The 15,504-nt window shown below is 30.8% G+C and carries 12 protein-coding genes; 11 read left to right on the top strand and 1 reads right to left on the bottom strand.

Going from position 1 to position 15,504, the window contains the following annotated elements; genetic code table 11:
* Positions 1-49: 49 nt before the first annotated feature.
* The 11 genes from ACSYT2_RS09820 to ACSYT2_RS09770 all read left to right on the top strand — a co-directional run bounded on the left by ACSYT2_RS09820 (position 50) and on the right by ACSYT2_RS09770 (position 12,721).
* Positions 50-2,650 (top strand): phage tail tape measure protein, encoded by a 2,601-nt coding sequence (locus ACSYT2_RS09820; protein ID WP_438384626.1) that lies wholly within the window; start codon positions 50-52, stop codon positions 2,648-2,650.
* Between the two features lie 13 nt (positions 2,651-2,663).
* Positions 2,664-3,008: a DUF6711 family protein gene (locus ACSYT2_RS09815; RefSeq protein ID WP_438384625.1), complete on the top strand. Its 345-nt coding sequence runs from the start codon at positions 2,664-2,666 to the stop codon at positions 3,006-3,008.
* Between the two features lie 23 nt (positions 3,009-3,031).
* Positions 3,032-7,516: a carbohydrate binding domain-containing protein gene (locus ACSYT2_RS09810; RefSeq protein WP_438384624.1), complete on the top strand. Its 4,485-nt coding sequence runs from the start codon at positions 3,032-3,034 to the stop codon at positions 7,514-7,516.
* A 33-nt stretch (positions 7,517-7,549) separates the two neighbouring features.
* Positions 7,550-7,783, top strand: coding sequence for a hemolysin XhlA family protein (locus ACSYT2_RS09805; protein WP_438384623.1), 234 nt, complete (start codon positions 7,550-7,552; stop codon positions 7,781-7,783).
* A 17-nt stretch (positions 7,784-7,800) separates the two neighbouring features.
* The gene (locus ACSYT2_RS09800) at positions 7,801-8,004 is read left to right on the top strand and encodes a hypothetical protein (protein WP_438384622.1); all 204 of its coding nucleotides are present in this window, start codon (positions 7,801-7,803) and stop codon (positions 8,002-8,004) included.
* A 65-nt stretch (positions 8,005-8,069) separates the two neighbouring features.
* Positions 8,070-8,462 (top strand): hypothetical protein, encoded by a 393-nt coding sequence (locus ACSYT2_RS09795; RefSeq protein ID WP_438384621.1) that lies wholly within the window; start codon positions 8,070-8,072, stop codon positions 8,460-8,462.
* A 79-nt stretch (positions 8,463-8,541) separates the two neighbouring features.
* Entirely contained in the window at positions 8,542-9,408 is an 867-nt protein-coding gene (locus ACSYT2_RS09790) for an N-acetylmuramoyl-L-alanine amidase (RefSeq protein ID WP_438384620.1), read from the top strand.
* 302 nt (positions 9,409-9,710) lie between these two features.
* Positions 9,711-10,931, top strand: a complete 1,221-nt coding sequence (locus tag ACSYT2_RS09785) for a hypothetical protein (protein WP_438384619.1) — start codon at positions 9,711-9,713, stop codon at positions 10,929-10,931.
* The gene (locus ACSYT2_RS09780; RefSeq protein WP_438384618.1) at positions 10,903-11,442 is read left to right on the top strand and encodes a hypothetical protein; all 540 of its coding nucleotides are present in this window, start codon (positions 10,903-10,905) and stop codon (positions 11,440-11,442) included. The genes ACSYT2_RS09785 and ACSYT2_RS09780 overlap by 29 nt, the downstream gene beginning before the upstream one ends.
* Before the next feature lie 68 nt (positions 11,443-11,510).
* Positions 11,511-11,972 (top strand): hypothetical protein, encoded by a 462-nt coding sequence (locus tag ACSYT2_RS09775; RefSeq protein ID WP_438384617.1) that lies wholly within the window; start codon positions 11,511-11,513, stop codon positions 11,970-11,972.
* 485 nt (positions 11,973-12,457) lie between these two features.
* Positions 12,458-12,721, top strand: a complete 264-nt coding sequence (locus ACSYT2_RS09770; protein ID WP_438384616.1) for a hypothetical protein — start codon at positions 12,458-12,460, stop codon at positions 12,719-12,721.
* Between the two features lie 419 nt (positions 12,722-13,140).
* Here the strand turns inward: ACSYT2_RS09770 and pflB are convergent, their stop codons facing one another.
* Positions 13,141-15,372, bottom strand: a complete 2,232-nt coding sequence (gene pflB, locus ACSYT2_RS09765; protein WP_430855090.1) for a formate C-acetyltransferase — start codon at positions 15,370-15,372, stop codon at positions 13,141-13,143.
* Positions 15,373-15,504 lie beyond the last annotated feature (132 nt).

Raw genomic sequence — 15,504 nt, 5'->3', positions numbered from 1 at the left:
ACTTAGTTTTATACTAGGTGTTTTTATTATACAAAAAAGGAGGGATGATATGAGTGATAGTGTAGGTAAAATAAGCCTTGACTTAGAGATTCAGAGTGATATTAGTAAACAGGTATCTAATGTATCAAGTATGATTGGAAATGGTCTTAAAAAGTCTTTAGATGGTGGTATGAAGAGTGCTTTAAAAAATATAAGTAATATTTCTAAAAAAAGTGTGGGGAATATTAGTAATACTATAAATAGCAGTTTAAAGAACTCCATGGGTAAAATTAAAAATACTATGCAGGCTGCATTTAATAGTTTTAAGAACTTTAAGCTACCAACTTTTAGCTTTCAAAAACCTACGAATATATCAGCTCCAAAAGTAGCAGATGTATCTACTTCTATGAGTGGGAGAGGGCCACCAGTTGACATGGATATCATCAGTGCACAAATAGATAATGTAGGTAGATCATTAGACAATACTAATGCAAGAATAGAGCAGCAAAAGATTAAGCTTGCAGAACTAAAGGAAGCATATGCTACAGCAAGTCCATCAAGGAAAAATAAGATGGAGGAGCAGATATTAAAAACAGAAGCAAGCATTAATAAGTTAATAGGAACTAGTGATAAGTTAGGATTCAAACTAAATGAATTAGATGCTAAATTTGCAAAAGCTGGCAGTGGAGCAAATACTACAAGCACCAGCACAAATAAATTAAAGAGTGCCTTAAATGGAATTAATAATGCATCTAATAAAGCTAGTAATGGACTTAAAAATTTAGGGAATAGTACTAAGAAAGCAAGCAACTCAATGAGACAGCATAGTAGTAACATAGGGATTATTGTTAGATCTATGTTTACATGGGGGATAGTTTTTCCTATAGTACTAAAAGGATTAACAGCATTAGCAACAACAATAGGACAAGGCTTAATGACTAACCAACAGTTTGCTAATAGCTTTAATCAAATAAAAACCAATATGATGGTAGCATTTACTCCTATTTTACAAGCTGTACTTCCAGCTTTAAATATATTAATGGCTGCATTAGCAAAAGCTACAACCTATATAGCTAGCTTTATGAGTGCTATTTTTGGAAAAACGTATCAGCAGAGCTATAAGGCAACACAACAACTTATAGATGCAAAGGTAGCTATGGGTGCTTATGGTGATAGTGCGAAGAAGGCTGCTAAAGATGTAAAAGGGTTGGCTGCAATAGATGAAATTAATACCCTTGGTGCAACTAATGATAATATAGCTGGTGGCGTAATTAATGATAAGATACCTCAACTAGTAGCACCACCGGTAGACACAAGTTCTGTAGATAAATCCATGAAAGCTATAGTGGATAGGGTAAAAGGTTTCATTGCTAGTATAGATTTTACCCCCTTAAAGAATTCATTTGTACAATTAAAAGCTGCTATAAGTCCTATAGTAGAGAATATAGGGAAAACTCTAAGTTGGTTTATGGATAATATTCTTAAACCATTAGCTAAATGGACTATAGAAGATTATTTACCTGCATGGTTAAATGTGCTATCGGGAGTACTAAAGGTACTTAACCCATTGCTAGAGGTATTTATAGACTTAGGAAAGTGGTTATGGGATAGTTTCTTACAGCCAATAGCAAGTTGGAGTGGTGGTTTAATAGTTGATATATTAAATAGCTTAGCTGATGCTTTAGTGAAAATAAGTGAATGGATGAAAGAAAATAAAGGAGTTATTGAAGTTATTGCTATAGTTGTAGGAAGTTTTGCATTAGCATGGGGACTTGTTAATGTTGCTTTTGGAATATGGTTTGGTTTGCTAAATGCATATAATGCAATTGTTTACTTTGCAGCAGGGGGAACGACCACACTAGCAGCAGCGTTTACGGCATTGAATTGGCCATTGATACTAATAGTAGCAGCAATAGGAGCTGTTATTGCAATAGGGGTATTGTTATATAAGCATTGGGATGTAGTTAAGGCTAAGGCAATAGAAGTATGGGATGGAATTTGTGATGTTTTCAAAGGTGTGGATGAGTTTATAGAGAATATATTTGTTACTGATTGGACTAATCAATTTGGGGTATTAGGGGAAATGTTAAATGCGTTTAGTACTATAGTTCACAATATATGGACAGATATCAAAAATATATTTACAGGGATAGTTGATTTTATAGCTGGTGTTTTTAGCGGAGACTGGGAAAGAGCAATAAATGGACTAGTTAATATCTTAAAAGGTATAGTTGGTGGAATAGCGGAAATAGTTAGGGTACCTATGAATGCTGTAATAGGAATTATAAACACAGCTATAGGTGGAATTAATAAAATAAAAATTGATGTTCCTGATTGGATACCAGGTATAGGTGGAAAAAGCTTTGGTGGAAACATACCTAAAATACCTTACTTAGCTAAAGGTGGTATCATTGATAATCCTACGCTAGCCATGGTTGGTGAAGCTGGTAAAGAAGCAGTAGTTCCACTAGAGAACAATACACAAGGATTAGATTTACTTGCATCTAAGCTTATGGAAAGATTAGGTGGTGGGGGTATATCTGATAATAATAAAGATAGGGCAATAGAAATCATACTACAGTTAGGAGATTTGGAATTTGCTAGAGTATTGATAGATAGTATAAATAAGTTAACAAAAATGAATAATGGACAATGTTTAATTAAGATTTAAGGGAGTTGGGAAAATGCTTAAAATAAATGGAGTAGCAATACCTGCTCCTTTACCATATGAACCTACTATAAGTGACATGGATAGCAATAAGACTAGCAGAAATGCTAATGGGAGAATTTATAGAGACAGAATAGCTATTAAAAGAAAATTACCGTTAGAGTGGGGTATATTAACACAATCGGAATGCTCACAGATATTAAATGCAGTTGCACCAGAAGAAGTTACAGTTGAATTTTTAGATCCACAAAAAGGGACAATTACTTGCACTATGTATGCAGGGGATAGAACCATGAAAAGAATAGAAACTAGTTCTGGTACATTGTGGCAAGGACTTAAATTCAGTTTAATCGAGTGTTAGAACAATAAGAAAGGAGGGTAAATATGTATAATGTAAGCAATAATTATAAAACAGAGATACAGAAACCTTCTAGAAAATTTGATTGCAAAGTTACTATTGGAGATAGAATATTTACTAATGAACAGGTACAGAGTATAGACTTGAATGGTGGGATACAAGATGTATTTAGCATAGGAAACACTCCTTCTATGTGCTTAGATTTAACATTAAGGAACACTGCTGATACTATATTCAGTATTAACCAAGTAAAAGTAGAAATTGGTCTTAAGATAGGCAATTCAATAGAATATATTCCTATGGGTATATTTAATATAGAAGATATAAAAAAGGATGATTATACAACTAAGTTTACTTGCTATGATAATATGACTAAGTTTGAAACTGCTTATTTTAGTTCTCTAGGAGATACACCAACAATTACACAGGTAGTTAATGAATTAGTCACTAAAACAGGAGTACAATTTACAGGAAGTCTTCCAGCTTACACAGTTAAGAAGTTGGAAGGCTTTACTTGTAGAGAAGTATTAGGTTATGTAGCTTCTGTATGTGGTGGTAATGCAGTCATAACTAGAGATGGGAAGTTTACTATAATATATCCTACAGATGTTAATAGAGATATAGGAAAAGGTGTTTTTGATTTGCAAAGGGATGAAGTTAAATATAAGGTAGGGAAAATAACTTGTCAAATCAAAGATCAAGAAACTATATCTAAGGGTACTTTAGGTACAGATAGCATGGAATTGTTATTTGAAAATCCTTGGGTAACTGAGACTATCCTTACAGATATTTATAATAGATTAAGTGGATTTAACTATTTAGGGTATACAATGAAGTGGCAAGGGGACCTAACGTTAGATGTAGGAGATATTATTACCTATACAGATGTAAATGGTGTTACAAGAAAGTTTCCTATTCTAAGCAGGAAGCTTTCTTATGATGGTGGTTTAGATAGTGAATTAAGTGCAAAAGGTGAAACAAAGAATAGTAATACATTTAGTTCTAATGGAAGTATGGGAAATAAAGTAGATAGAGTAGTTACAGACTTAGCGTTAGTAAATAAAGCTTTTGTAGACTATGCACATATAAATAATGCTGATATTACTAACTTAAAGTCTGAGACTGCAAAGATAGGAAGCTTAGAAGTAGAAACAGCTAATATAAATAATCTTCTTGCTGGAAATATCGGTGCTGGCAATGTACAAACAATACACCTTACAGGAAAAAATGTTGTATTTGAAGATGCAGTGATAAAAGATTTAATTGCATCTAAAATAAGTGTTGCGGATTTACTAGCTGGAAATATTTCTACTAATAAATTTAAAATCATTTCTGATAATGGTGGAATAGAAATTGTAGGAGCTACACAGCAATTTAAGGATAAGAATAACAAAGTTAGAATACAGATGGGTCAAGATACCCAAGGTAATTTTAATTTTATAGTTAAAGCAGAAGATGGAACTACAACTCTTATTGATGGTTATGGAGTAAAGGAAAAAGCTTTAGCAGATGATCTAATTAAGGAAAGAATGATAGCTTCTAATGCTATAGGAGAGAAGCAAATTAATTATAGTTCTCTTATTACTGGACTTAATAAAGATACTAATACACAGCTAATTAAGGCTAGTAAGGTTGATATAGACTTAGAAGGACAAAGATTAGATGTAGCCTTTAAATCGCTTAAATCTAATGTAGATAGTAAAGAAAGCAGAAATTTAATTTTAAATGGAGATTTCAATAATTCTCTTACAAGCTGGAACAAAAATGGAGGAATGTCTGAGGTTATAAAAGAGGGGGAAAGAAATGTACTAAGACTTTATGCAAATGATTCTAGTGGAAATAGAGGAGTAAATCAAACAATAACCACTGGAGATGTTAAGACTAACGAAAATTATACATTATCGCTTATGTGTAAGAAAGGTAAGCTAGCTGGAGCATTCAAATATTATATATGGTATTTAGATAATAATGGAGCTATGATAAGTAGCACTAATAAGGATATAAGTGTTACAAATGAATATTCAAAGCTTATAGAAACTTTTAAAGTACCTAATAATGATAATATAAAATCTTTAAAAGTTTTTATTTATTGCCAAGAATTTACTCCAACAGAGTTATTCATATATGATATAAAAATAGAAAAAGGAATAAATATTAATCCTGTTTACTCAAAAGCCCCAGAAGATGTTGATAGATCTATGCAAACATTGCAAACTAGTATAACTACAAATATAGAAGGAATAAAAACATTAGTTAAAGATACTACAATAACTAAGGAAGGAAAAGATATTAAGCTAAAAGATGCTTATAGTTCTTTAGAACAGAATGTAGGGAGCATAACCCAAAGAGTAGAAAGCGTGGAAACAATGAAGATTGGTGTTAATAATCTTCTTGTTAATTCGGGATTTGAAACAGGAAACTTAACAGGGTGGAACTTTAGGGAATGGAGAAATATAGGGAGTGTTAATTCGGGATTTGATTTAAGTAGTAGTACTACTAAGTACTACCTTCTTGGAAAGCATACTCCTTTTTTGAATGCAGCTAATGTGGTAAATACAGAAGTTGGGGGAGTGTTGGAGTATGGAAAACTAGTGCCGGTTAAACCTAATACACAGTATGTTTTAAGCTTTTATAGAGCAGTTTTTAGGGGGAAAGTAACACAGGAACATTCTTTTAGAGATGCTACTGGAAAAGAATTGGGCTATATAATTAATGGAGCTACAGAGGTAACAGATGAAGCTAATAGGATAACGAAAAATAACATAACGGATGATATGAGTATAAATGAAACACCTATAAATGGAAGTATATTCAAGAGAGTTGTACTTAAATTTACTACACCATCTAGTTGTACACAGTTAAAGATAATGAGTGTCTTGCAATACTCTTATAGCGACGCTTATTATTTTATGGATAATGTGCAACTAGTTGAAGGAAATAAAATAACTGACTGGATGCCTGGTATTGAAGAAGTAAGAGAGATAGCTGATACTTCTAAGAGCAATATAGATAATATGTTCTCCGATAGTAAAATTACTCCTCTCGAAAAAAAGGAACTTAAAAAAGAATGGGATAGCATAGTAAAAAACTATGCTAGTAATTTAAGTTTGGCAACTACTTTAAAAGCAAATACAACAGATTATACAGCAAAATATAACGCTTTGGTTACTGCGGTTAGTGGAATATTTACAGATATGACAGCAACGACAGAGAGAAACTTAACTAATCTAAGAACAGCATTTGTAAACTTTTATAATTCAGAGCAAACATTACTGAATAGTCTAACAGGTGGAATTGAGAATAGGGTTAGTAGTACAGAACAAAAATTGACCCCTAGTGGAATTACAACTACTATAACAGAAGCAATAAATAGTGGTGGAAATAATAAGATAGATACAACTAGCTTTGTCATGGCTAAGGATGGATTAACTGTTAAGAATGGTGCTATAAAAATACAAAATAAAAAAGGTGAAGATGTTTTAAAGGGAGATACTGATGGGAATCTAGACTTAAGAGGTAACATAACAACTTATTCTAATGCAACAAAATCTTTGAGTTTAAAAAATGGTAGATTTAATGCATACGATGTAGGTGGTGAGTATTTGGGATCTATAGTACCAACGGTAAATGTTGGAAATGAATCTCATGGAGGGTTAAGTATGTTTGGAGCCTACCCTTGCTGGTATATGTCTTTTGGAACTGACTATAATGCTAAGAGTGAAACAGATCCATTTGAATTTACTCCATATTTACGCATGCGGTTCACAAGTGATACTATCAACGGGAAAACATACTACAAAGGCACTTATATAGAAAATGAACCACTTAGAATAATGAGTTCCATTATTATGCAAAGCAGTTCATTATATTTTAGCCAAAGGAATTATGACCAAATATACAATGCTTCAGATGGAAGTACTGCATTAGGGGTTGGTAAAGGGTTTGCTATAGGAGAAGTAAATACAGAAGAAACAATAAAACCATATTTCTCTTTTGTTACACCTAATTATCCTGGTGGGGAATACAGCACGTATGGTTTCAACATGTACGGCTGGTTAGATATGCATAACAAATCTATATACAATACTAATTTAGCACAATCATATTCATCATATACTTCTAGATCAAGAAGCATTAATTATAAAGAAACATCTAGCATAGAAGGTTTAGGGAAGCAGATAAGAGTTCCAATAGAAGCAGAAATCAAAAACAAATCTTGTAGAATTGATGTACCACCAGTATTTATAGAAGTAATGGAAAAATATAAGATAGTTGGATTAACCAAATTCGGGCGTGGTGATATCTGGATATCAGAAGTATTTGATAATTATTTTATAGTAGAAGCTGAAAATGATATCAAGTTTTCTTTAGAAATAGTTATATTAAAAAAAGATGAGATAATGACTTTAAAAAGTAGGATGGTAGAAGACGATAGAGTGTTAAGGAAAGGTAAAGAAGAATTGCCAAAAGATACTTTTAAACTAGCAAGTGAAATGAGTGCTAATGAATAGTACTCGTTTTTTATTTTACAAAAGAGGTGTAATATGAATGAAGAATTAGTAAAAGACAAGCTTGAAACACACGATAAAAGATTAAATGATCACTCAGAACGGATTAAGAAATTAGAAAACGGAAAAGCAGCTACAGATGTACAAATGATAAATCTATGTGAAAAATTAGAAAAACAAACAAAATCTATTAATTGGTTGATAGGACTTATGGCAAGTAGTTTGCTAGGGTTCTTTTTTTATGCAGTTCAACAAGGAATATTAAAATAAAAATGGGAGTGTTTTAAATGAAAGAAAGATTAATAAGAAAATTAACAAGTGCAAGATTCTTAATGTCAATTATATTAACTGCGGTTTTAAGTTATATGGCTATTAGAGGAACAATAACTGGAGAGCAGTTCGTACCATTAGTAACTATGGTCATAGCATTTTATTTTACCAAGGATAAAGCACAATTAGAAGAAGGAGAAAAGAAGGATTTAAGAGAATAAACTATGTTGTAATAATATAGCAAATGCTGTAAAATATAGTTAATATTAAATGGGGGGTATGGAATATGAACACTAAAAAGAAATTTGCAATAGTGCTTGGTGCATTAGCATTGATTATAGTTTCAGGAGTACTTATATTAAAGCCTAGTGTTAATGCTGATGAAAAAGACATTAATACAATAAAGGAAGAGATAAAGCAGGAACTAAAAGAAGAGCTTAATGCTGAATATACAGTTAAGTTTGAAGAGATAAAGAAAGAACAGCAAGAGAAAATTGATGAATTAAACAAGAAGTTAGATTCAAAAGAAGCTGAGATTAAGGCGTTAATTACTGCTGGAGATAATGCAGTTGAAAAGAAGATAAACTATAATACAATGAATGAGAAAGCACAAAAGCAAAGGGAAGAAAGTAACTATGTGCCGGAAGAACCACCGGTTATAAAACGAACAGAGCCTTAAAATTGATATTAGGAATATTTAAAAGAGCAGTCTTAATGGCTGCTCTTTTATTATGTTTAAATTAAAGGAGGAATGTAAAATGAAAATAGCAGTAGATATGGGACATACATTAGCAGGATCAGATACAGGAGCACAAGGATGTGGATTTAGAGAAGAAATTAAAACTAGAGAAATAGGAAACTTATTAATAGGTTTATTGTTACAAGATGGCCACGAGGTTCTAGATTGTACGATTGATAAAGCTAGTAGTATAAATGAGAGTTTAGCTAGTAGAGTCAACAAAGCAAATGCCAATAACGTAAATCTATTTGTATCTATACATCTTAATGCTTTTAATAAAGAAGCTAGAGGTGTTGAGACACACGTATATAATAATTGTAGTCAAGTTAGTATAGACTATGCTTTAAAAGTACAAAAGGAAATGTGTAAGTTAGGATATGTAGATAGAGGAGTTAAGAAAGGTAATATATATGTAGTAAAAAATACTAATTCACCAGCAATACTAGTGGAATGTGGATTTATAGATAATGCTGGAGATATGGCTTTATATAATGCAGAAGCTATAGCTAAAGCAATATTTACTGGAATAACAGGCAATACAGTAATTAATAAACCCACACCAGCACCTAGTAAAGCAAGTGGGAACAATTGGATCAGAAGATTACAAGCGGAGTGCAATAGACAAGGTTTTTCTAGTCAAGTAGTAGATGGTTATCCAGGGGTAAATACACTTAATAGCTGTCCTCTTATAAAGCAAGGGGCAAATGGGGATATTACAAGGCTATTACAGGAGAAGTTAAATTCTTTAGGATACAATACTAATGGGATAGATGGTATCTTTGGGAGTGGAACTTATAGTGCGGTGTGTTCTTTTCAGGTAGATAATAGGCTTGGAGCAGACGGAATAGTCGGAAGAAACACATGGAATAAATTAATTTATATGTAGTATAATAAGTATGTGCTATACTACATGAAATAAGAGAACAAAAAAAAGGCTAGTAGGTATGATTAAAATCTTACTTACTAGCCTTTTTTTATAATTTAATTTAAAATGTTTTTATAAAAATATAATGGTAGACATTATTTGTCGAAAAACTTGCGCTATAAATGTACAAGCTATAAAATAAGAGAAAGCACTATGACCACGAATCACGAGTGCTTTCTATACAAGTTCTATTTTATTTAATAATATACCTCTATTATAGCATTTATTAAATAAAATATAAAGACAAATAGAGGGGGAGTATAATGAAAATTCCATTTTGCTTTAAAGACAAAAGTGAGGATTATTTAACAAAGCCAGTATTGCAAAAATTTTGTAATGAAAACAATCTACCAACAAGTGAGGATAAGATTGAACTTATAAAATATATAGAGGAGTTTGCTAATAAAAATACTGAGAATGAAGAAATGGTCTTAGAATGGCTAGAAGTTGTTCTAAAGGAAGGTGTTAAACATATACTTGCTAGAAAATGTTATATACCTAAAGAATATGTGAATACAACATTTGAAGAATGGGAAAAATTAATAGATGATAAATTTGAAGAAATGAGTAATTCCTATTTAATTTCTTCTAAACATATAAATAAGCTACAATATCTTAGTTGTGTAATGGAAGAAAATAATAATATTGTAGAAACAATTTCTTTCACATGCTCAATATTACTTGCTGAAAAAAAACTTAAAAATTCAGATTTTCAATATATTATTTATCCGATATTTGTAGATATAGATGTTAAGAATGGATATATAATTGGAAGAGCTAAATCAAAAAGTAATATTTATGAATATACTATTGGGGAAAATGGTACAAAATACAATAATGAAGAAAAAGCTAATACATTTAAATTAATTAGGAGAGCAGTTGAGAGTATTGCTAGTATTCTAGATATACAATTAGAGAGCAAAGACAAAGCTAAAGATAGGTGGGGACAAAAATTTTATGAAATTATTGAAGAGTGTACGAAGACGCCAAAAGAAATTAGCGATATAATAGTTAGAGAAGATAAATATATTGATAGTTTTATAAATAATTTTTTTAATAGAAATGAAATAAATCCAATTTTAGGTGATAATTATAAAAAGGCAAAAGAAGACTTAGAAATTTTTATAGAAAAGTACTTGGCTACTAATATTGGAAATGAAGATATTTTTAAGGAAGATAGATATGGATATCCAGTTAAAATTGCAGCAACAGATACAGATCTAACGTCAGTAGAGCAATCTAGTTTTAATAAAAGGCCGCTGCAAGCTACAGCGGTATTTTATGATAATAAAAAAATACTAGTAAGACGTAAACAATGTGATAGAATTACTCTTTTGTATAAAAGAGATAAACAAAAGTATATGTCAAACGACGAATTTTTAATGACTGGAGAAATTAAGAAAGGGTATTGTATAATACAATCTTTAACATATTTATTAGAGGAGGATATTCAAGATGTTCTTTCACGAATTATTAGAGATTAAAAAATTAAATATTTGTAATGAGTTGATAGATGAATTGGATAAATGGCTAGCATTTATGCCTAAATCAGAAAGAGAGTTTATTACAGCTACTACTCTATCTAATAAATTTAGTATAGATTATAGTCTTGCGGAGATTATACTGATTAAACTTGAAGAATACGACGTATTACAAGAAAATTTTCTAATAGTTTGTCCAGAATGTGGAAGAGAAATTTTTTTAATAGATAAGGAAAATGTATTGTCTGAATTAGAACAAATAAATTATTGTATCAAATGTTCAGAAGAAATAGAATTAACTATGGAAGATGTATATAGATGCTATAAACTTATTAAATACCCAACTGTATCTGAAAATGAGATAAAAGAATATGCAAAGAATCTTTTTCAAATAAAAGATTCAAAGATAGATTTATTAGATGAAAGAGATTCTTTAGAAGAATTAATCAAAAGTGATAAGGTAGATGTTAATGATTTTTTTACATCCCCTCTAAAGCGAAAAAGGAAGAAATAATTAATTTAATAGATAAGTTAGATGATGAGTTTATAAATTCAACAGAAAAAGGTAACGCTTTAGAGGTATTGGCAAAAACATTACTAAACTCTTGTAAAGGTATTAAATGTAGCACTAAAGTTAAAAGTGATGTTAATCAAATAGATTGTTCTATAAGAAATGATTTTAGAATTAGATCTACTGTGTACGATGAGTTTGGCTCTTTTATCTATGGAGAGTGTAAAAATGAGGCGAAAACACCGGGAAATGGATATTTTTATAAATTAAGCGGCACCATTTCTAGAGGAAAAGCTAGAGATGAAAGAGGTTTTGGTATTTTTTTTAGTAGAAAGAAAGTAGCTAATACATGGAATATATTAAGTAGAGAATATTTTATGAGAGATAATATAATAATAATTAGCTTTTCTAATGAAGATTTTAAATTAATTAAAAACGGAGCAAACTTTCTTACATTGTGTCAACAAAAAATTCAGATTATAAAAAACAGTATATCTACATTAGATGAATTTGCAGATTTATATACTGATTAATGGTGAAATTTTAAATATTAAAAATGTATAAAAATTATTGCATACTACTATAAGGATAAATACAATTAAAAAGTAATACTTGTTAATTAAAGTTGTATATGTTTGGGATCAAAGATATACATAAATCTTATACTGAATCTAGTTTAATAATATTTGATAAACTAATCTATAAGTTCTGGGATATTAATTTAAATAGCGACTAAAGACCTTGAAAGATAATTAAAAATATTAAAAAAGAGGTAGTAGGTTAGAGAAATCTAGCTTACTACTTCTTTTTCATTTATAAAGATAAACATTTTAAATTATACAGAGTAAAAGCTAGTAGAAAATAAACTACTAGCTTTTATAGTTTCAAAAGAGGTTTTAATTAATGAATGTCCATAGATATTAAGGTATATGCAGAAAGTTAATATATATTAACACTTTACATACAAACAAATGTTCCCTTATAATAGGAAGAGGATTTATTTTAGGGAGCGTAGAGTATGAGTAAATTAAAAGAAATAGAAATGATTGCAGAGTTTAATTTAGAAGGTAACATTAGACCTATTCGATTCAGAGTGCATGAGTGTGATGAGCCTGTAGTAGTTAAAATAGATAAGCTACTCGGAGTTACTAAGATTAAACCAAGGGGAGCATTATATAAAATAAAAACAGTATTTAAATGTAGATGTATTTTTAGAGACATGTGCAAAGATATGGATATAATATATGAAACAGATACATATAAATGGTATTTAAAAAGTTAGTAGAGAATAGCATAATAATTTATCTAGTTAAGGTTAATATATTAGTAAGGTTACTTTAAATTTGTTAAATCTATAATATGCATTAATGTTAGGTATATGAATGGAAGCATATAGTGGCAACTTGTACAATAATCGAACCAAATATCACAGAAGAAGAGAACGATTTTAACTTAGAACAAATCAAAATAGTATTGGCTGAGATAGTAATGAAAAAATATAATTGGAAATCGGTAAAGGTAACTATTTATAAAAAAGACTAGGATAATGCTATCCTAGTCTTTTTCTTTTGCCGTCAAAAATTCGTCAAAAATAATTTTGTTAAATTATATTAATATTATAATTCTAAAAATCGCAATTGTCGCCTAATCACGCCATACAACTAACTTTGTATATGCTTTAAATTAAATTAAAATCAATCCTTACATTTTAGCGTGGAATGTTCTATTAATAACATCTAATTGTTGTTCTCTAGTTAACTTAATGAAGTTAACAGCATATCCTGAAACTCTTATAGTTAATTGAGGATATTCTTCTGGACGTTCCATTGCATCTAATAAAGTTTCTCTATTAAATACATTAACATTTAAATGATGAGCATCGTTACCGAAGTATCCATCCATTAGGTTACTTAAGTTAGATATTCTTTCTTCCTTACTCTTTCCTAAAGCATCAGGAATGATTGAGAAAGTATTTGATATACCATCTTGAGAATCTTCATATGGTAACTTAGCAACTGAGTTAAGTGATGCTAATGAACCTGAGTTGTCTCTTCCATGCATTGGATTAGCACCTGGTGCAAATGGTTCTCCAGCTTTTCTTCCATCAGGAGTAGTTCCAGTCTTTTTACCGTATACTACATTTGATGTAATAGTTAATACTGATTGAGTGTGGTATGCATTTCTGTAAGTCTTGTTCTTTCTGATTTTCTTCATCATATTTTCAACTAGGAATACAGCAATATCATCAACTCTATCATCATCATTACCATACTTAGGATAATCTCCCTCAACTTCGAAGTCTATAGCTATTCCTTCTTCATTTCTTATTGGCTTAACCTTAGCATACTTAATAGCTGAAAGTGAATCTGCACATACAGATAATCCAGCAATACCGCAAGCCATTGTTCTAAATACATCTCTATCGTGGAGAGCCATTTGTAATGATTCGTATGAATATTTATCATGCATATAGTGGATAACATTTAATGTATTAACATAAAGGTTAGCTAACCAATCTGTCATAACATCGAACTTTTCCATTACTTCATCATAGTCTAGGTATTCACTATTTATACCTTCCATTTTAGGTGCAACTTGTACCCCAGACTTTTCATCTCTACCACCGTTTATAGTGTAAAGAAGTGTCTTAGCTAAGTTAACTCTAGCTCCGAAGAATTGCATTTGCTTACCAACTCTCATTGCAGATACACAACAAGCTATAGCATAGTCATCTCCCCAATAAGGTTTCATTAAATCATCATTTTCATATTGAACAGAGCTTGTATCAATTGAAACCTTTGAACAGAAGTCCTTAAATCCTTGAGGTAATAATGTTGACCATAATACAGTTAAGTTTGGTTCTGGTGAAGGCCCTAAAGTGTAAAGAGTATTAAGCATTCTGAATGAGTTCTTAGTAACTAAAGCTCTACCATCTAAGCCCATACCACCGATTGATTCAGTAACCCAAGTAGGATCTCCTGAGAATAAGTCGTTGTATTCTGGAGTTCTTAGGAATTTAACTAATCTTAGCTTCATTACAAAGTGGTCTACGATTTCTTGTGCTTCTTCTTCTGTAATTAATCCTTCTTTTAAATCTCTTTCTATATAAATATCTAAGAATGTAGAGGTTCTACCAAGTGACATTGCAGCACCGTTTTGTTGCTTTATTGAACCAAGGTATCCAAAGTATAACCATTGAACAGCTTCCTTAGCATTACTAGCAGGTCTTGAAATATCAAGTCCATAAGCAGCAGCCATGGCTTTTAATTCCTTTAAGGCAACTATTTGATCTGCGATTTCTTCTCTTAATCTGATTACTTCTTCATCGATACAGTTAACTTCTAAACTTAACTTTTGTTCATTTTTATCTTCTATTAATCTATCAACACCATAAAGAGCAACTCTTCTGTAGTCACCTATGATTCTTCCCCTACCATATGCGTCTGGAAGACCTGTAACAATACCATACTTTCTAGCTAACTTCATATCAGTTGTGTAAGCATCAAAAACTCCTTGGTTATGAGTCTTTCTATACTTGCTAAAAATTTCAGATATTTTAGGATCTACTTCGTAGCCATAAGATTTAGCAGCATTTTCTGCCATTCTAATACCACCTTGAGGCATAACAGCTCTCTTTAAAGGAGCATCTGTTTGAACCCCAACGATTTTTTCTAGAGCTTCATCTATATATCCAGGCTTGTACTCATTTATTCCTGATACAGTTTTAGTGTCTACATCAAGAACACCACCATTATCTCTTTCTTTCTTGAATAATTCACTAACCTCAGCCCAAAGCTTATTAGTAGCTTCAGTAGCACCTACTAAGAAGCTATCATCACCTTCATAAGGAGTGTAGTTCTTTTGAATAAAGTCCCTTACATCAATATTTTTTGTCCATTTACCTGCGTTAAATTTATCCCATTCTTTTAACATAAATCATACCTCCGTATCCAATTTTTATACTAAATACATTAAAATGGATATTAATTAATAAATATTATCAATTAATATCTATGTACTAAATATATCAGTATTAATGTAATAATTCAAGGAAAATGAGAAAAT

Origin of the sequence: Clostridium zhoujianii, from assembly GCF_051590805.1 — a bacterium.
Lineage (GTDB): Bacteria > Bacillota > Clostridia > Clostridiales > Clostridiaceae > Clostridium.
Note: the sequence above shows the minus strand (reverse complement) of the source record. Positions and strands in the feature narration are given on the sequence as shown.

Excerpts from the sequence above, each read along its gene's own strand:
- ACSYT2_RS09820 (WP_438384626.1), top strand. The coding sequence starts at position 50 with ATGAGTGATAGTGTAGGTAAAATAAGCCTTGACTTAGAGATTCAGAGT.
- ACSYT2_RS09815 (WP_438384625.1), top strand. The coding sequence starts at position 2,664 with ATGCTTAAAATAAATGGAGTAGCAATACCTGCTCCTTTACCATATGAA.
- ACSYT2_RS09810 (WP_438384624.1), top strand. The coding sequence starts at position 3,032 with ATGTATAATGTAAGCAATAATTATAAAACAGAGATACAGAAACCTTCT.
- ACSYT2_RS09805 (WP_438384623.1), top strand. The coding sequence starts at position 7,550 with ATGAATGAAGAATTAGTAAAAGACAAGCTTGAAACACACGATAAAAGA.
- ACSYT2_RS09800 (WP_438384622.1), top strand. The coding sequence starts at position 7,801 with ATGAAAGAAAGATTAATAAGAAAATTAACAAGTGCAAGATTCTTAATG.
- ACSYT2_RS09795 (WP_438384621.1), top strand. The coding sequence starts at position 8,070 with ATGAACACTAAAAAGAAATTTGCAATAGTGCTTGGTGCATTAGCATTG.
- ACSYT2_RS09790 (WP_438384620.1), top strand. The coding sequence starts at position 8,542 with ATGAAAATAGCAGTAGATATGGGACATACATTAGCAGGATCAGATACA.
- ACSYT2_RS09785 (WP_438384619.1), top strand. The coding sequence starts at position 9,711 with ATGAAAATTCCATTTTGCTTTAAAGACAAAAGTGAGGATTATTTAACA.
- ACSYT2_RS09780 (WP_438384618.1), top strand. The coding sequence starts at position 10,903 with ATGTTCTTTCACGAATTATTAGAGATTAAAAAATTAAATATTTGTAAT.
- ACSYT2_RS09770 (WP_438384616.1), top strand. The coding sequence starts at position 12,458 with ATGAGTAAATTAAAAGAAATAGAAATGATTGCAGAGTTTAATTTAGAA.
- pflB (WP_430855090.1), bottom strand. The coding sequence starts at position 15,372 with ATGTTAAAAGAATGGGATAAATTTAACGCAGGTAAATGGACAAAAAAT.